Annotated in this window: 14 protein-coding genes; 13 read left to right on the top strand and 1 reads right to left on the bottom strand. The window is 42.0% G+C overall.

The features are described 5' to 3' along the window. Positions 1–228: 228 nt before the first annotated feature. From H0185_RS12675 to pyrE, 8 genes are read left to right on the top strand one after another with little or no spacing between them, the layout of a single operon-like run. The gene (locus tag H0185_RS12675; RefSeq protein WP_221873867.1) at positions 229–1,161 is read left to right on the top strand and encodes an aspartate carbamoyltransferase catalytic subunit; all 933 of its coding nucleotides are present in this window, start codon (positions 229–231) and stop codon (positions 1,159–1,161) included. Then, on the top strand, positions 1,124–2,410 hold the full coding sequence (locus H0185_RS12670) for a dihydroorotase (RefSeq protein WP_221873866.1): 1,287 nt from the start codon (positions 1,124–1,126) through the stop codon (positions 2,408–2,410). The genes H0185_RS12675 and H0185_RS12670 overlap by 38 nt, the downstream gene beginning before the upstream one ends. Continuing rightward, positions 2,407–3,504: a carbamoyl phosphate synthase small subunit gene (locus tag H0185_RS12665; RefSeq protein WP_221873865.1), complete on the top strand. Its 1,098-nt coding sequence runs from the start codon at positions 2,407–2,409 to the stop codon at positions 3,502–3,504. The genes H0185_RS12670 and H0185_RS12665 overlap by 4 nt, the downstream gene beginning before the upstream one ends. Then, on the top strand, positions 3,491–6,703 hold the full coding sequence (carB, locus tag H0185_RS12660; RefSeq protein WP_221873864.1) for a carbamoyl-phosphate synthase large subunit: 3,213 nt from the start codon (positions 3,491–3,493) through the stop codon (positions 6,701–6,703). The genes H0185_RS12665 and carB overlap by 14 nt, the downstream gene beginning before the upstream one ends. Continuing rightward, entirely contained in the window at positions 6,700–7,473 is a 774-nt protein-coding gene (locus tag H0185_RS12655) for a dihydroorotate dehydrogenase electron transfer subunit (RefSeq protein ID WP_221873863.1), read from the top strand. Before carB ends, H0185_RS12655 begins: the two co-directional genes overlap by 4 nt. Beyond that, positions 7,470–8,411, top strand: coding sequence for a dihydroorotate dehydrogenase (locus H0185_RS12650; protein WP_221873862.1), 942 nt, complete (start codon positions 7,470–7,472; stop codon positions 8,409–8,411). The genes H0185_RS12655 and H0185_RS12650 overlap by 4 nt, the downstream gene beginning before the upstream one ends. Next, the gene (gene pyrF, locus H0185_RS12645; RefSeq protein WP_221873861.1) at positions 8,383–9,099 is read left to right on the top strand and encodes an orotidine-5'-phosphate decarboxylase; all 717 of its coding nucleotides are present in this window, start codon (positions 8,383–8,385) and stop codon (positions 9,097–9,099) included. Before H0185_RS12650 ends, pyrF begins: the two co-directional genes overlap by 29 nt. Further along, positions 9,096–9,734 carry an orotate phosphoribosyltransferase gene (pyrE, locus tag H0185_RS12640; RefSeq protein WP_221873860.1) on the top strand — a complete coding sequence of 213 codons (639 nt, stop codon included), beginning with the start codon at positions 9,096–9,098 and terminating at the stop codon, positions 9,732–9,734. Before pyrF ends, pyrE begins: the two co-directional genes overlap by 4 nt. Positions 9,735–10,256: 522 nt before the next feature. Here pyrE and H0185_RS12635 read toward each other — a convergent pair. Beyond that, the gene (locus H0185_RS12635) at positions 10,257–11,966 is read right to left on the bottom strand and encodes an Rqc2 family fibronectin-binding protein (protein ID WP_221873859.1); all 1,710 of its coding nucleotides are present in this window, start codon (positions 11,964–11,966) and stop codon (positions 10,257–10,259) included. A 126-nt stretch (positions 11,967–12,092) separates the two neighbouring features. Here H0185_RS12635 and H0185_RS12630 point away from each other — a divergent pair, with 126 nt between their 5' ends. The 5 genes from H0185_RS12630 to rpoZ all read left to right on the top strand — a co-directional run bounded on the left by H0185_RS12630 (position 12,093) and on the right by rpoZ (position 16,947). After that, on the top strand, positions 12,093–14,786 hold the full coding sequence (locus H0185_RS12630) for a calcium-translocating P-type ATPase, SERCA-type (protein WP_221873858.1): 2,694 nt from the start codon (positions 12,093–12,095) through the stop codon (positions 14,784–14,786). Between the two features lie 114 nt (positions 14,787–14,900). After that, entirely contained in the window at positions 14,901–15,776 is an 876-nt protein-coding gene (locus H0185_RS12625) for a YicC/YloC family endoribonuclease (RefSeq protein ID WP_221873857.1), read from the top strand. A 56-nt stretch (positions 15,777–15,832) separates the two neighbouring features. Then, positions 15,833–16,096: an extracellular matrix/biofilm regulator RemA gene (gene remA, locus H0185_RS12620; protein WP_221873856.1), complete on the top strand. Its 264-nt coding sequence runs from the start codon at positions 15,833–15,835 to the stop codon at positions 16,094–16,096. Positions 16,097–16,106: 10 nt separating this feature from the next. Beyond that, complete coding sequence (gene gmk / locus H0185_RS12615) at positions 16,107–16,721, top strand: guanylate kinase (RefSeq protein WP_221873855.1); 615 nt, start codon at positions 16,107–16,109, stop codon at positions 16,719–16,721. Between the two features lies 1 nt (position 16,722). After that, positions 16,723–16,947: a DNA-directed RNA polymerase subunit omega gene (rpoZ, locus tag H0185_RS12610; RefSeq protein ID WP_221873854.1), complete on the top strand. Its 225-nt coding sequence runs from the start codon at positions 16,723–16,725 to the stop codon at positions 16,945–16,947. Positions 16,948–17,177 lie beyond the last annotated feature (230 nt).

Below are 17,177 nucleotides of genomic sequence, written 5' to 3'. Positions count from 1 at the left end.
GAAATGAGGTTAGCTCTATTCAATTGTAGAAGAGTGCGTCTTTTACATGGCTAACAAACCTTAAAACACCCTGACCTTGTTCAGGGTGTTTTTTTATAAGGCTATGGTAAAGGTGCATTGTTGATTGGAGTGGGAGGGACGAAGGCTCCTGCGGGCGTGCCGAGAGCGGAACTTAGTCACAAGCAATAAGGAATGAGATCAGTTTTTTAATCAAAGGGGGATTTACATATGAACCATTTGTTAACGACGACAGCCTTAACCATTGAGGAAATCAGTAACATCCTAGAGGATGCACAGAAATTTGCTGAAGGCGAGTTATGGCAACCAAAGAAACAAACATTTGTAGCCAATTTATTCTTTGAGCCGAGTACTCGTACAAAGTCCAGTTTTTATATGGCTGAAAGAAAGCTAGGCTTAGATGTGATACCCTTTGAAACCGGCACTTCAAGTGTTCAGAAGGGCGAAACCCTTTATGATACTGTGCGAACATTAGAGGCGATTGGGCTTGATGCCGTGGTCATTCGACATCATGAGAACCACTATTTTGATGAATTAGTGGGGAAAATCAAGATTCCAATTCTTAATGCAGGAGATGGATGCGGACATCACCCAACCCAATCGCTTCTAGATTTATTTACGATAAAAACAGAGTTCGGACACTTTCGTGGACTAAAAGTTGCTATCATCGGCGATCTTCGCCATAGCCGGGTAGCAAGATCAAATGCTGATGTTTTACAAAGATTTGGAGCGGAAGTAGTATTTTCTGGACCAGAAGAATGGTTTGATGAGGATTTACTGAAATATGGGCGTTATCAGCCTGTTGATGAGGCAATGGAAACAGCAGATGTTGTGATGTTATTACGCATCCAACATGAGCGTCACGAAGACGGTGGAAGCAATTTTTCTGGTCATTACCACCAATCCTATGGCTTAACGCTTAACCGAGAAAGAAAAATGAAACCTAGAAGTATCATCATGCATCCTGCTCCAGTCAATCGGGGAGTTGAGATTGCCGATAGTTTAGTAGAGTGTGAGCGGTCTCGCATCTTTCAACAAATGAAAAACGGTGTGTATGTTCGGATGGCAGTATTAAAAAGATCAATCATTCAAGGGGGAGTCGAAAATGTCAATCATCATCAAAAATGGTCAGTTGCTAACTAGTGAAGGGGAACTAATGAAAGCTGAGCTTTATATAGAGGATGGAATCATAAAAGAGATTCATGACGAAATTACAAGACCTGCAGATGAAATCATTGATGCAAACGGAAAAGTCATTGCACCAGGCTTTGTAGACCTTCATGTACACCTTCGTGAACCAGGTGGCGAAAAGAAGGAAACAATTGCTACAGGAACACAGGCAGCAGCAAGAGGTGGGTTCACAACCGTTGCCGCAATGCCAAATACTAGACCTGTACCTGATTCAAAAGAACAGCTTGAAAAAATTCAGGAGAGAATCAAAGAAACGGCGGAAGTAAGAGTTTTACCTTATGCTTCCATTACAGTTAGAGAATTAGGGCAGGAGTTAACCGATTTTGAAGGGTTGAAAGAGGCAGGAGCTTTTGCTTTCACCGATGATGGTGTAGGAATCCAAGAAGCTGGAATGATGCTTAAAGCGATGAAAAAAGCAGCAGCATTAGATATGGCCATCGTGGCACATTGTGAAGATAACACTTTAATTAATCAAGGTTCTCTCCATGAAGGAAAGAAATCAGCGGAATTAGGGATGAATGGTATTCCTTCCGCATGCGAAGCCGTACATATTGCTCGGGACGTACTACTTGCTGAAGCAGCAGATTGTCATTACCATGTTTGCCATATCAGTACAAAAGAATCGGTTCGCACGGTTCGAGATGCGAAACGTCATGGCATTCGAGTAACAGCAGAGGTTACGCCGCATCATCTATTACTTAATGAAGAACATATTACAGGAAATGACGCTAATTTTAAAATGAACCCTCCATTACGAAGCAAGCAAGATCATTTAGCCTTAATTGAAGGCCTATTAGATGGAACAATCGATTTCATCGCAACTGACCATGCCCCTCACACAAGTGAGGAAAAGGCGGAAGGGATTGAGTTAGCTCCATTTGGGATTGTCGGTCTTGAGACAGCTTTTCCACTTTTATATACAGAAATGGTTGAAAAAGGCATTTTGACGCTAAAACAATTAATTGATTTCTTAACGGTTAAACCAGCTGAAGCGTTTGGATTATCGTATGGAAGACTAGCTGTTGGTGGAGTTGCCGACATCGTTCTACTAGACCTTCTTCACGAAGAAAAGATTGACCCGACTACATTTTTATCAAAAGGAAAAAACACACCATTTGCAGGATGGAATTGTAAGGGATGGCCAGTCTTGACGATTGCATCAGGAAAAATTGTGTGGAGTAAAGAGGGGGTAACAGCATGAAGAGACAGTTAGTTCTTGAAGATGGCACAGTATTTAACGGGGAAGGCTTTGGAAGTGAAAAACAGGTAACGGGAGAAGTGGTATTTAACACCGGAATGACAGGTTATCAAGAAATCCTTTCCGACCCTTCTTATTGTGGGCAGATTGTAACGCTTACCTATCCTCTAGTTGGGAACTATGGAATCAACAGAGATGACTTTGAATCAATTAATCCAGCTTTTGCTGCTTTTGTTGTAAAAGAAGTAGCAGACTTTCCTTCAAACTGGAGAAGTGAATTAAGTCTTGACGAATATATGAAAATGAAGAATATCCCTGGCATTGCAGGGGTCGATACGAGAAAGTTAACCAAAATCATTCGTCAACATGGTACCTTAAGAGGCGCCATCTGCAGCGGAGATGAAAATCCATTGGAAATCATTGAAAAATTACGGGCAACTAAGCTACGTAATGACCAAGTAAAGCAAGTTTCAACCAAGAGTGCCTTTCCGTGCCCTGGGAGAGGTTATCGAATTGTTTTGGTTGACTTTGGCATGAAGCATGGGATTCTCCGGGAATTGAATGACCGTGGCTGTGATGTGGTCGTTGTTCCTTATCATACAACTGCAGAGGAAATTTTGGCTTTGAGTCCAGATGGAATCATGCTTTCAAACGGACCTGGAGATCCAAAGGATGTTCCGGAAGCAATTGAAATGGTCGAGCGAGTACTCGGAAAAGTCCCAATGTTTGGGATTTGCCTAGGGCACCAACTATTTGCTTTAGCTTGTGGAGCAGATACAGAAAAAATGAAGTTTGGACACCGCGGTTCAAACCACCCGGTAAAAGATTTAAAGACAGGGAAAGTTGCCTTAACTTCACAAAACCACGGGTATACAGTTAAAGAAAGCTCGATTGTTGGAACGGAATTAGAAATCACACATATCGCCTTAAATGATGGAACCATTGAAGGACTTAAACATAGATCAGCAAGTGCGTTTACTGTTCAATACCATCCAGAGGCTTCACCGGGTCCAGAAGATGCAAATGAATTATTTGATGAGTTTCTAAGTTTAGTAGAATCAGCGAAACAGGAGGATACAAAATATGCCAAAGCGTAAAGACGTCAAAAGTATTTTAGTCATCGGGTCTGGCCCAATTGTCATTGGTCAGGCAGCAGAATTTGATTATGCAGGAACGCAAGCTTGTATCGCCCTTAGAGAAGAAGGCTACAAAGTGATTCTAGTAAACTCAAACCCAGCAACGATTATGACAGACACGGAAGTTGCCGATGTTGTGTATATCGAACCCATTACACTGGAATTTGTTAGTCGCATTATTCGCAAAGAGCGTCCAGATGCCCTTTTGCCAACGCTTGGGGGTCAAACTGGGTTGAATATGGCAGTAGAACTAGCGAAGTCAGGGATCTTGGAAGAATGCGAAGTTGAAATCCTAGGTACGAAACTTGAAGCGATTGAGCAAGCTGAGGATCGCGAACTATTCCGTAACCTGATGAATGAATTAGGACAGCCAGTCCCAGAGAGTGAAATTATTCATAATCTTGAAGAGGCCCATCAATTTGTAGAACAAGTAGGCTATCCAGTAATTGTACGCCCAGCGTATACGCTTGGTGGTACAGGAGGCGGAATCTGTAGCAATGAGGAAGAACTTATTGAAATCGTAACAAGTGGGTTGAAATACAGTCCGGTTACTCAATGCTTGCTCGAAAAGAGTATTGCTGGATTTAAAGAAATCGAATATGAAGTTATGCGTGATGCAAATGACAATGCGATTGTCGTATGTAATATGGAAAACTTTGACCCGGTTGGGATTCATACAGGGGACTCGATTGTTGTCGCGCCAAGTCAGACGCTAAGCGACCGCGAATATCAACTACTACGTAATGCATCTTTAAAAATCATTCGTGCACTTAAGATTGAAGGCGGCTGTAATGTGCAGCTAGCACTCGATCCAGATAGCTATAACTATTACGTAATTGAAGTAAACCCGAGAGTAAGTCGTTCCTCAGCGCTTGCTTCAAAGGCAACTGGATATCCGATTGCGAAGTTAGCAGCAAAAATTGCAGTGGGGCTAACACTTGATGAAATGATTAACCCTGTGACTGGAAGTTCTTATGCTTGCTTTGAACCGGCGCTTGATTATATCGTGACAAAAATTCCCCGCTGGCCGTTTGACAAGTTTGAATCTGCGAACCGAAAGCTTGGCACGCAAATGAAAGCAACAGGGGAAGTAATGGCAATTGGGCGGACATTTGAAGAATCGCTATTAAAAGCAATCCGCTCTCTCGAGGCAGGAATCTACCACTTTGAGTTAAAGGATCATGAGGATTTTGACGATGCATTAATTGAAAAAAGAATCCGTAAAGCTGGTGACGAGCGCTTGTTTTACATCAGTGAAGCCCTTCGTCGTGGCATAACGATTGAAACAATTCATGTATGGAGCAAGATTGATTTCTGGTTCCTTCATAAATTAAATAAATTGATCCAATTTGAAGAGAGGTTGAAGCAGCAACCATTTGAGGCTGAAATTGGAAGAAAAGCGAAACAATTAGGTTTCTCTGATAAGGCTCTTGCTTCTATATGGAGTTCTGATGAAAAAACGGTATACCAGTGGAGAAAAGGTGCAGGGATCATCCCAGTGTTTAAAATGGTTGATACGTGTGCGGCAGAGTTTGAATCACAAACCCCTTATTTTTATAGCACGTATGAAGAGGAAAATGAGTCGGTTAAAACAGAGCGTGAAAGTGTAGTTGTTCTTGGGTCAGGACCAATTCGAATTGGTCAAGGAGTAGAGTTTGACTACGCAACGGTCCATTGTGTAAAAGCAATCAAAGAAGCGGGTTATGAAGCCATCATTATCAATAATAATCCAGAGACCGTTTCAACGGATTTCAGTATTTCTGACAAGCTATACTTTGAACCATTGACTGTAGAGGACGTCATGAACATTGTCGACCTCGAACAGCCAAAGGGAGTTGTTGTTCAGTTTGGCGGACAAACTGCGATTAATCTTGCAGAGGGTCTATCAGACTTAGGGGTACAAATTTTAGGGACATCACTAGAAGCAGTAGATCGTGCCGAAAACCGTGATAAGTTTGAGCAGGCAATGCTTGAGCTAGCTATCCCGCAACCGAAGGGGAAAACGGCGATGTCTGTAGAGCAGGCAGTCTCGATTGCGACAGAGATTGGTTATCCAGTTCTTGTACGTCCATCCTATGTGTTAGGTGGTCGTGCTATGGAAATTGTTTATAAGGAAGAAGAGCTTCTTCACTATATGGAAAATGCCGTAAAAGTGAACCCTGAACATCCTGTTCTCGTGGACCGCTATTTAACTGGTAAAGAAATTGAAGTTGATGCAATTTGTGATGGAGAAACAGTGGTCATTCCAGGAATCATGGAGCATATCGAGCGCGCGGGCGTTCACTCTGGGGACTCCATCGCGGTGTACCCACCACAAAGTTTAACAACTGAAATAAAAACTAAGTTAATTGAATACACCAAAAGGTTAGCAAAAGGATTGAATATTGTCGGGCTCCTGAACATTCAGTTTGTGGTATCAAAAGGGGAAGTATTTGTTCTTGAAGTAAATCCGCGTTCAAGCAGAACGGTTCCTTTCTTGAGCAAGATTACCCATGTACCAATGGCCAGCATTGCCACCAAAGTCATCTTAGGTCAAACGCTAAAGCAACAAGGATATGAAACAGGTCTTGTCCCTGAACAAGAAGGAGTCTATGTTAAGGTACCTGTGTTTTCGTTCGAAAAACTAAGAAGAGTGGATATTACCTTAGGACCTGAAATGAAATCTACAGGAGAAGTAATGGGAAAAGACATCACCCTCGAAAAGGCTCTTTATAAGGGGATGATTGCGGCTGGCATGAAGTTTAAAGAATATGGCACAGTGCTTTTAACCATTGCGGATAAAGATAAGGAAGAAGCGTTATCTTTGGCGAAACGCTTTGCAGATATCGGCTATCAGCTAGTCGCGACAAGCGGTACAGCTGGATACCTAGAATCAGCCGGGGTTAAAGTGAAAACTGTAGGGAAAATTGGTGCAGAAGGACCCAATCTGATTGACCAAATTCGCGGAGGAAAAGCACAACTTGTTATCAATACGTTAACGAGAGGGAAGCAGCCTGAACGAGACGGCTTCAAAATTCGCCGTGAATCCGTTGAAAATGGTGTACCATGCTTAACCTCGCTAGATACGGCTGAGGCGATTTTAAGAGTGTTAGAATCAATGACCTTCTCAGCAGGAGCTATGATCCATCCAACATCCCGTCATGAAGGTGTTTTAGTATGAAAAAGGAACTCTGCCAAGTAGTCAGCAATCAATCTATTGCTGACTCCATCTATGAACTTACCTTATCAGGTTCCATGGTTGAGGAAATGAAGCCAGGTCAATTCGTGCATGTAAAGGTCTCAAGTGGACTTGATCCAATGCTTAGAAGACCAATCTCAATCGCGTCTATTCATAAAGAAAAGAGTGAATTCACGATTATTTATCGTAAGCAGGGGAGGGGAACCTCCCTTCTTGCTGAAAAAAAACCGGGGGAGTTCGTTGATATTTTAGGACCGCTAGGAAACGGTTTTCCCGTTGAAGAGGCAAGTGTTGGCAGCACCGCGATTCTAGTTGGCGGAGGGATTGGAGTTCCGCCGCTTTATGAATTAGCGAAACAGCTTGTGAAAAAAGGGATAAAGGTCATTACTATACTTGGGTTTCAAAATGAAAGTGCTGTTTTCTATGAGTCTAAGTTTGCTGAATTCAGTGAGACCTATATTGCAACAGTGGACGGCTCGTATGGAACAAAAGGGTTTGTAACAGATGTTCTAAGTACCAAGAATATTGGTGGGGATATCCTCTATTCTTGTGGGCCAACACCGATGCTAAGAGCCATAGAGGCGTCTTCTTATGCCCCAAAAGTATACCTTTCATTAGAAGAGCGAATGGGCTGCGGAATTGGTGCATGTTTCGCTTGTGTGTGTCATGTGAAGGATGATCCAGATGGTCATGCCTATAAAAAAGTTTGCAGCGACGGACCTGTCTTCCGTGCTGGGGAGGTGGCAATTTGAGGTCATTATCAATCGAGCTACCTGGTTTATCATTGAAAAATCCAATAATGCCTGCCTCAGGTTGCTTTGGATTTGGGAAAGAATATAGTCAATTATTCGATTTAAATATTTTAGGTTCGATTATGGTCAAAGCAACCACACCAGAACCTCGTTTTGGAAATCCAACACCACGAGTAGCAGAGACACCAGGTGGAATGCTTAATGCAATTGGCTTGCAGAATCCTGGTCTTGAAAAGGTTGTTACAGAAGAACTTCCATGGTTAGAAAAATTTAACTTACCAATTATTGCTAATGTTGCCGGCTCGACGGAGGAAGATTATGTTCGGGTTGCAGAAAGAATTTCAAAAGCACCGAATGTGCATGCACTTGAATTAAATATTTCTTGTCCAAATGTGAAAACAGGTGGAATTGCGTTTGGTACTGATCCTGAAATGGCAAAGGACTTAACGAAAAAGGTTAAAGCTGTTTCAGATGTACCGGTGTATGTAAAGCTTTCCCCGAATGTGACGGATATTGTGAAAATTGCCAAGGCTGTGGAAGCTGGCGGCGCTGATGGGTTGACCATGATCAATACGCTAGTAGGGATGAGAATTGACCTTCATTCTGCACAACCGATTCTTTCTAACCGCACTGGTGGGCTATCCGGAGCAGCTATAAAACCGGTCGCGCTGCGGATGATATATGAAGTAAGCCAACAGGTGGACATACCGATTATCGGGATGGGCGGCATTCAATCAGCGGAGGATGTCATTGAGTTCTTTTATGCAGGAGCAAGTGCAGTCGCGGTTGGAACTCAGAACTTTGTAGATCCTTTTGTTTGTCCGACCATCATTCAGGAGCTTCCAGCGCTTTTAGAAAAACTAGGGTATGACCATATTTCAGATTGTATAGGAAGGAGCTGGAAGAAGAATGAACAACCCGCTTATCATCGCGCTTGATTTTTCAGAAAAACAGCAGGTCGTTGATTTCTTAAAGCCTTTTAAAGATGAAAAATTATTTTTAAAAGTGGGAATGGAATTATTTTACGCCGAGGGTCCTGCCATTGTGCAATTTATTAAAGAAGCTGGTCATGAAATTTTCCTAGATTTGAAGCTTCATGATATTCCGAATACTGTAAAAGGCGGAATGAAAAGTTTAGCTAGGCTTGGCGTGGATATGGTGAATGTCCATGCTGCAGGTGGTCGTGAAATGATGGAGTCAGCTCTTGAGGGACTTGATTGTGGGATTAAAGCCGGTGTGAAGCGACCGTATTGTATCGCAGTCACGCAGCTTACTAGCACTTCAGAAAACCAAATGCAATGTGAGCAATTAATACCCGTTTCACTTCAGGAATCTGTTCTGCACTATGCGGAGCTTACGAAACAGGCGGGGCTAGATGGAGTTGTTTGCTCTGCTCAGGAAGCGGGATTGATTCGTTCACATTTTGGAAAAGGGTTTTTAACCGTTAGTCCTGGGATTCGTCCAGGGGGAAATGGCATCGGTGACCAAAAACGCGTGGCAACTCCACAATTTGCGAGGGAGCAGGGAGTTTCTGCAATCGTCGTAGGCCGACCAATTACTCAAGCCGAACACCCTTTAGAAAGCTATTTATCAATTAAACAAGAATGGGAAGGTGTTTTATTATGAAAAAAGAGATTGCTAGCAGCCTATTAGAAATTGGAGCTGTAACATTAAAACCAAATGATCCGTTTACCTGGTCATCCGGTCTGCAATCCCCAATTTATTGTGATAACCGCCTTACCCTTTCCTACCCAGAGGTACGCGGGAAAATTGCTGAAGGGTTGCAGGGACTAATTGAGAATCACTTCCCTGATGCTGAAGTTGTTGCAGGGACGGCTACGGCTGGGATTCCACATGCAGCATGGGTGAGTGACCGAATGAAATTACCTATGAGCTATGTACGTTCCAAGGCAAAAGGACATGGAAAAGGAAATCAAATTGAAGGAAAAGTGACACCAGGTCAAAAAGTCGTTGTGGTAGAGGATTTGATCTCTACTGGAGGTAGTGTTATTAATGCCGTAGAAGCTCTCCGTGAAAGTGGTTGTGAGGTTCTTGGAGCCGTGGCTATTTTCACCTATGAGCTAGAAAAAGGGAAAGAATTGCTTCATGAAGCTGGAGTGGAAGTTCTCTCATTAACAAACTTTACAACCCTAGCCGAAGTAGCGCGTGAACGAGATGAAATTTCTGCAGAAGATTTAGCGAACCTCGCAGCATGGCGTAAGAACCCAGCAGAGTGGGGATTAGTGGAAGAGAAGAAGTAATTATTCAAGGACAGGAGACCATCAAGAAGGCGAGTATTGTCCTCAAGGACATTATTAGCATGAAGTAGGAAAGATTTGTTTATGACAAGGGTTCTCAAAGACATTTATAGCATGAAGCAGGAAAGATTTGTCTTTGAAAAGCGTTCTCAAGGACATTTTTAGCATAAAGCAGGCAATTTTTGTCTTTGACAAGCGTTCTCAAGGACATTTCAAGCATGAAACAGGAAAGATTTGTTCATGACAAGGGTTCTCAAAGACATTATTAGCATGAAGTAGGAAAGATTTGTCCATGACAAGGGTTCTCAAAGACATTATTAGCATGAAGCAGGCAATTTTTGTCCGTGACAAGCGTTCTCAAGGACATTTTTAGCATAAAGCAGGCAATTTTTGTCCGTGATTATACAATAAGGTTGCCATACTCTAAAGTCACCAACTAGAAAATAAAAAGACTTGGTTCTAAAAAGTAAGAACCAAGTCCTTTTTGTGCCAAAATGTGCTTTGAACCCCAAAAATTCTACCGTATTATTTCTTCAATGCCAGCACAAGATCTTCATCTGGCGTTACATAAACGGTTTGTTGTTGCTCATAAATAACAAATCCAGGTTTAGCACCCGAAGGTTTTTTTACATGCCGTACCTTAGTGAAATCAACCGGCACAGAGCTAGAGCTACGTGCTTTACTATAATAAGCAGCAATGGTTGCGGCTTCAAGAATGGTTTTTTCGGCAGGCTCCTTGCTACGAATCACGACATGTGATCCTGGAATGTCTTTTGTATGCAACCAGATATCATCACGAGCTGCAGCCTTGTTTGTTAAATAGTCATTTTGCTTGTTGTTTTTTCCAACAAGAATTTCGGTTCCATCTGAAGAAGTATAACGTTCAAGGACTATTTTCATTACTTGATTTTTCTTATTTCCACGCTTTTGTCTTTGCCTAATATATCCGCCCTCAACCAATTCATCTCTAATTTCTTGGATGTCTTTAGGGGATGCGGCTTCTACTTGTTGCTGTAAGCCTTCAAAATAAGCTACTTCTTCTCGGGCATGATGAATTTGTTTTTCAACAATTTTTAAGGCGTTTTTGGCTTTTTGATAACGAGTGAAATATTTTTGGGCATTTTCTGAAGGCGTTTTTCTTGGGTCGAGTGGAATGGTTATGTTAGAACCGTCCTCTGAATAATAATTTAACACACTAACTTCCTTCATTCCTTTTTCGGTAGCGTAAAGGTTAGCAGTTAGTAACTCTCCAAACAACTGGTACTGATCCGCATTTTTTGCCTCCACTAATGTACGCTCAAGCTTTTTAATTTTTTTCTCGTTTTTTTCTTTTTCGTTTGTAATAAAACGCTCCAAGTCATTGGATTGTTGTTTTACGCGGTCTCGTTCTGCTTTTCCAAAATAGTACCGGTCAAGTAACTCTCCAGTTGAATCAAAAACTCGGGATTCTTCACTTAAATGCTTGAGAGGGAATAAGTAAAAAGATTCCCTGCCTTTAAATGTAGTAATCGCAGGCTGATAGTGATGCTTTTTTACATCACTCATTAATTCTAAGAAGGCCTTCGGGAGGGTTGTCCGATTGGCAAGCCCTGCGTGAAATAAGATTTCCTTAGCCATTAGCGGAGAAATTCCGGCGTAATGCTGTACAAGCTGTTTGTCTAAAAGCCCGGCATTAAAATCAATCGTTCGTAAAATTTCTTGCTCATCTACCTCAAATGGATTTCTTTTATCCTGAGCAGGAGGCATGATGTACTCTTGTCCAGGTTGGATGGCCCGGTGCGTGTTCATAGCAAAGGAAACATGCTTAATGCTGTCTAGAATCATATTCCTACCTTTATCAACAAGGACGATATTGCTATGTCGACCCATAATTTCCACGATGAGTTGTTTATAAGAAAGGTCCCCAATTTCATTTCGGCCTTTTACTTCAAACACAATCATTCTATCGAGCCCTACTTGATGAATATCCTCAATAATATAGCCTTCTAGATGTTTTCTTAGCAACATGCAAAACATTGGTGGCTCACTTGGATTATCATATTGGTCGTTTGTCAACTGTACTCTCGCATAGCTAGGATGAGCGGAAAGGAGGACTTTGTGATTGACTCCACCTGCTCGAATGACCATGATAATTTCATTTTTGAATGGTTGGTGTATTTTATTTACACGTCCACCTTTTAACAGGGTGGACAGTTCGTTCGTCACGGCTCTGGTAAATAATCCGTCAAATGACATTGGCAAAACATCCTTTTCATTTTCTTCTCTATCATAATAGCATTTTTTTGGACAGGGCTGAATAAGCTTTCACTATAGATTACGACAGATATGAACAGTCGCTGAAAGGGGAAGTGAGTTGGCCCGATGAAGTTCCATGAAATGAATAAGAAAGAAATTGCAGAAGTCCTAAACACTGATTTTACAGAAGGGCTTGCAGAAAAGGAAGTAAGCAATAGGCAAAAGCAGCACGGGCTTAATGCATTAGAGGAAGGCGAAAAACCGTCCGCATTACTTCTGTTCTTTAATCAATTTAAAGATTTTATGGTTTTAGTTTTACTTGGAGCCACTTTGATTTCTGGTCTTCTTGGAGAAATGGTCGATGCGATTGCCATTATTGCAATCGTGGTTATCAATGCGTTCCTTGGCTTCTTCCAGGAGCGGAAAGCAGAAAAATCACTTGATGCGCTCAAGGAGCTATCTGCTCCACAAGTGATGGTGTTAAGAAATGGAAGTTGGGTAAAAGTACTCTCTAAAGAGGTTGTCCCAGGGGATATCATAAAATTCTCCTCGGGTGACCGAATTGGGGCCGATGTAAGGTTGATTGAAGCAAATAGTTTGGAGATTGAGGAATCTGCCTTAACTGGTGAATCAGTCCCGGTGTCAAAATATACTGATACCCTAACGATTCCAAACCCTGGTATTGGGGATATGGAAAACATGGCCTTTATGGGAACACTCGTTACTAGAGGAAATGGTGTCGGTGTAGTTGTCGGCACAGGGATGAAAACAGCCATGGGTCAAATTGCTGGTTTGCTTCAATCAGCAGAAACGATGGAAACGCCACTTCAACGTAGACTTGAACAGTTAGGAAAGATTCTGATTACGGTTGCTTTGTTCCTCACCGTTCTTGTTGTGGGTGTGGGGGTCTTACAGGGGCATGATTTATATACAATGTTCCTCGCTGGGGTATCGCTTGCAGTCGCAGCTATTCCAGAAGGGCTACCAGCCATCGTAACCGTTGCTTTATCTCTAGGTGTACAAAGAATGATTAAGCAAAAAGCAATTGTCCGTAAGCTACCGGCTGTCGAAACATTAGGGTGTGCTTCTGTTATATGTTCAGACAAAACAGGGACGTTAACACAAAATAAAATGACCGTTACCCATGCTTGGAGTGGCGGAAAAACGTGGACGATTGATGGTGTTGGGTATAATCCTCGAGGGGAATTTTACTCCGATGAAAGAACCGTCAACCCTAACTCAGTTAAACCACTTCAACAGCTCCTGACATTTGGAATGCTTTGTAATCACGCGGAGCTTATTGAGAAAGAAAAAGAATATGTCATAGATGGGGATCCTACAGAAGGTGCTCTTTTGGTTGCAGCGATGAAAGCAGGCTTAACACGTTCGGGATTACTGAAGAATCAATTTGAAATTGTGAATGAATTTCCATTTGACTCTCAACGTAAAATGATGAGCATGGTTGTAAAAGATAGAAACGGCCGTCAGTTTGTTGTAACGAAGGGTGCACCAGATGTATTGATTGGGTTAAGTCGCTCTATCCTATGGGATGACAGGCAGCAACATTTAACCAGGGATCTGACGGAGAAGGTACAGGGTGCGATTGACGGTCTAGCCGAAAAGGCTTTAAGGACCATTGCTATTGCCTTTAAACCATTACCTGCTAATACAGTGGTGCTAAGCGAGAAGGAAGCAGAACGAGATTTAACCTTCATTGGTCTACAAGGAATGATTGATCCACCTAGACCTGAAGTGAAGACTGCCGTTAAGGAATGCCGCGATGCAGGAATAAAAACGGTGATGATCACAGGCGACCATCTTATAACAGCTAAAGCAATTGCAACTGAGCTTGGCATTCTTACAAAAGGGAGCCGTGTGATGGATGGAGCTACATTATCGAGCTTATCCGTGGAAGAACTAGAAGAGGTTGTTGAGGAAGTATCGGTATTTGCACGTGTATCACCTGAGCACAAATTGAAGATTGTTAAAGCCTTACAAAATAAAGGACATGTTGTGGCGATGACAGGGGATGGCGTAAACGATGCGCCAGCGATTAAGGCGGCGGACATTGGTGTAGCCATGGGAATTACCGGAACCGATGTTGCCAAAGAAGCTTCCTCACTTGTTTTACTTGACGATAACTTTGCGACGATTAAGGCTGCGATTAAAGAAGGTAGAAATATCTATGAGAATATTAGAAAGTTCATCCGTTATCTTCTTGCTTCGAACGTCGGTGAAATTCTCGTCATGTTGTTTGCGATGCTTCTTGCATTGCCTTTGCCACTCGTTCCGATTCAAATTCTTTGGGTGAACCTTGTGACAGACGGTTTACCAGCCATGGCCCTCGGATTAGATCAACCAGAGGATGATGTTATGAAACGAGGACCTCGTCATCCGAAAGAAGGAGTGTTTGCAAGAGGGTTAGGATGGAAAGTCATTTCTCGCGGCTTCCTAATTGGTTTGGCTACTCTGATTGCATTTATGACAATCTATTACCGAAACCCAGATGATTTGGCCTATGCACAAACCATTGCCTTTGCAACACTTGTTTTAGCACAGTTAATTCACGTATTTGATTGCCGAAGTGAAAAGTCAATCTTTGCTCGTAATCCATTTGGGAATAAATATCTTGTTTGGGCAGTTATTTCGTCCTTGGTTCTTGTGCTCGGGGTCATCTACTACCCGCCACTTCAGCCAATTTTCCATACAGTCTCGATTATCCCAATGGATTGGTTGCTGATTATCGGAATGGCATCTTTACCGACTTTTTTACTAGCTGGTTCATTTTTAGCAAGTAAAACAAAGAAGAATATGATATAATCCGTAAGGTAATAGAGATACCCTCTATTGCCTTTCTTTTTTGCCTAGAAGGGTTATACATAAAAGAAAACTGATTTAAGATGAAACGACTCTAAGAGAATGGATGTGTTCTGGATGGTCGTAAGCATGACCGGCTTTGGTCGAGGTACGGTGGAAACAGAGCAGCTTGGAGTGACAGTAGAGATTAAAAGTGTCAACCATCGCTTTTGTGAGTTCCATATTCGGATGCCAAACCAACTTTTAAAGATTGAAGCCAACTTAAAAAAGAGCCTCGCCACCCATATTAAGAGAGGAAGAGTTGAGGTCTATGTAACGCTTGATGGCCAAGCAGCTATCAACCGAGGTGTAAAGATAGACTGGGAGCTCCTCGATCAATATTTCCGCTACATAACTGAAGTTAAAGATAAATACGGTCTTTCGGGTGAGGTAACGCTGGGTGAATTGGTAAATAGACCTGAGCTTATCCAAATTGAAGAGAAAAATACAGAAAACGAATTTCTTGAAAGCCTGGTATTAAAAGCACTATCATTAGCTATTGACGAACTTGTGCAAATGCGAATTCGTGAAGGGAAAGCTCTTGAATTGGATGTGAAAGGAAATATTGAACGTCTTCAAGCACGATCCCATAAAGTTAGGCAATTTGCCCCTATTGTGGTTGAGCAATTCCGCGATAGGCTTACGAAGAAAATGGACGAATTCGTAGGTGGTCAATTAGAGGAAACTCGTATTTTGACTGAAGTAGCCATTTTTGCTGACAAGGCAGATATAAATGAAGAATTGACGAGGCTAGAAAGTCATATCAAACAATTCCTTACCATTCTTCAACTTACAGAACCGATTGGCAGAAAGCTAGACTTTTTAGTTCAAGAAATGAACCGAGAAATTAATACAATTGGCTCAAAGGCGAATGATTCAAAGATAGCCATGGAGGTCGTCGAAATGAAGAGTTTGCTTGAAAAGGTAAAAGAACAGGTTCAAAATATCGAATAGAGTTTAGGAAGCTATGTACAGGGGCAAAATACAAAAATGATGAGTGGGGGAACATCATGGGAATTAAGCTTATTAATATTGGATTTGGCAATATTGTATCGGCTAATAGAATTATTTCGATTGTAAGTCCAGAATCCGCGCCAATTAAACGAATTATACAAGATGCCCGAGATAGAGGCTCGTTGATTGATGCTACCTATGGACGGCGCACACGTGCCGTGATTGTAATGGATAGTGATCATGTTATTCTTTCCGCAGTACAGCCAGAGACAGTGGCTGCACGCTTAAATGACCGTGATGATATAACGGATGAAGGGTAGGATTTTATAAATGCAAGAAAAAGGATTATTGATCGTTCTTTCAGGTCCATCTGGTGTTGGAAAAGGAACGGTTCGAAAAGAAATCTTTTCCCAACCAGATACCGCCTTTGAATATTCGGTTTCAGCAACAACGAGGAAACCAAGAGAAGGGGAATTGGATGGAGTCGATTATTTCTTTAAAACTAGAGAAGCATTTGAGGAAATGATTGAAAACGATCAGTTGCTTGAATATGCAGAATATGTAGGCAACTATTATGGCACTCCTGTTGATTATGTAAGGAAGACACTCGATGAAGGCAAGGATGTTTTTCTAGAGATTGAAGTTCAAGGTGCTGGTCAAGTTCGGAGAAAGTTTCCGGAGGGTTTGTTTATTTTCCTAGCGCCACCGAGCCTTTCCGAATTAGAGAATCGAATTGTCACGAGAGGAACTGAAACAGAGGACCTCATTAAAGGTCGAATGAAAGCTGCTCGTGAAGAATTGGAAATGATGGAATTATATGATTATGTGGTCGAAAATGATAAAGTAGAATTAGCTTGTGAGCGAGTTAAATCCATTGTTGTTGCCGAGCACTGTCGTAGAGAACGAGTTCAGTATCGTTATAAAAAAATGTTGGAGGTCGATTGATTTGCTTTATCCATCCATTGATTCATTGTTAACAAAGATTGATTCAAAATATTCATTAGTATCCGTTGCAGCAAAGCGTGCGAGAAACATGCAAATTCAACAAAACACACTGCTTGATAAATATGTTTCTCATAAGTATGTCGGCAAAGCGCTTGAAGAGATTCACGCTGAAAAGCTTCATTTCAAAACAACAGCTGGTCAGGAAGACACATATGCAGCCAAATAACAACCTACTCTAGGTTGTTATTTTTATTTTATTGGCTGTGTTTAAGCACAATGTTGTTTTCTTAGTTGATTGGAGCGGAAGGCACGAAGACTCTTGTGGAAGTACGGAGCAGTGGAGTCCTCGCAGGTGCTTATGCGCCGAGGAGGCTCCCCATCACGCCCGCGAACCGCTCGTGCCTGGTGCGTAAATCAACAGCCGCCTTTGGCTGCAGACAAACAAGAATAGCTAAA

It is taken from the genome of Mesobacillus maritimus (genome assembly GCF_019749255.1).
GTDB lineage: Bacteria > Bacillota > Bacilli > Bacillales > Cytobacillaceae > Mesobacillus_B > Mesobacillus_B maritimus_A.
This window is presented reverse-complemented; position numbering and strand designations above follow the sequence as displayed.

What these genes read in the sequence shown, in the direction of transcription:
- H0185_RS12675 (WP_221873867.1), top strand. Translation starts at nt 229, where the DNA reads ATGAACCATTTGTTAACGACGACAGCCTTAACCATTGAGGAAATCAGT.
- H0185_RS12670 (WP_221873866.1), top strand. Translation starts at nt 1,124, where the DNA reads ATGTCAATCATCATCAAAAATGGTCAGTTGCTAACTAGTGAAGGGGAA.
- H0185_RS12665 (WP_221873865.1), top strand. Translation starts at nt 2,407, where the DNA reads ATGAAGAGACAGTTAGTTCTTGAAGATGGCACAGTATTTAACGGGGAA.
- carB (WP_221873864.1), top strand. Translation starts at nt 3,491, where the DNA reads ATGCCAAAGCGTAAAGACGTCAAAAGTATTTTAGTCATCGGGTCTGGC.
- H0185_RS12655 (WP_221873863.1), top strand. Translation starts at nt 6,700, where the DNA reads ATGAAAAAGGAACTCTGCCAAGTAGTCAGCAATCAATCTATTGCTGAC.
- pyrF (WP_221873861.1), top strand. Translation starts at nt 8,383, where the DNA reads ATGAACAACCCGCTTATCATCGCGCTTGATTTTTCAGAAAAACAGCAG.
- pyrE (WP_221873860.1), top strand. Translation starts at nt 9,096, where the DNA reads ATGAAAAAAGAGATTGCTAGCAGCCTATTAGAAATTGGAGCTGTAACA.
- H0185_RS12635 (WP_221873859.1), bottom strand. Translation starts at nt 11,966, where the DNA reads ATGTCATTTGACGGATTATTTACCAGAGCCGTGACGAACGAACTGTCC.
- H0185_RS12630 (WP_221873858.1), top strand. Translation starts at nt 12,093, where the DNA reads ATGAAGTTCCATGAAATGAATAAGAAAGAAATTGCAGAAGTCCTAAAC.
- H0185_RS12625 (WP_221873857.1), top strand. Translation starts at nt 14,901, where the DNA reads ATGGTCGTAAGCATGACCGGCTTTGGTCGAGGTACGGTGGAAACAGAG.
- remA (WP_221873856.1), top strand. Translation starts at nt 15,833, where the DNA reads ATGGGAATTAAGCTTATTAATATTGGATTTGGCAATATTGTATCGGCT.
- gmk (WP_221873855.1), top strand. Translation starts at nt 16,107, where the DNA reads ATGCAAGAAAAAGGATTATTGATCGTTCTTTCAGGTCCATCTGGTGTT.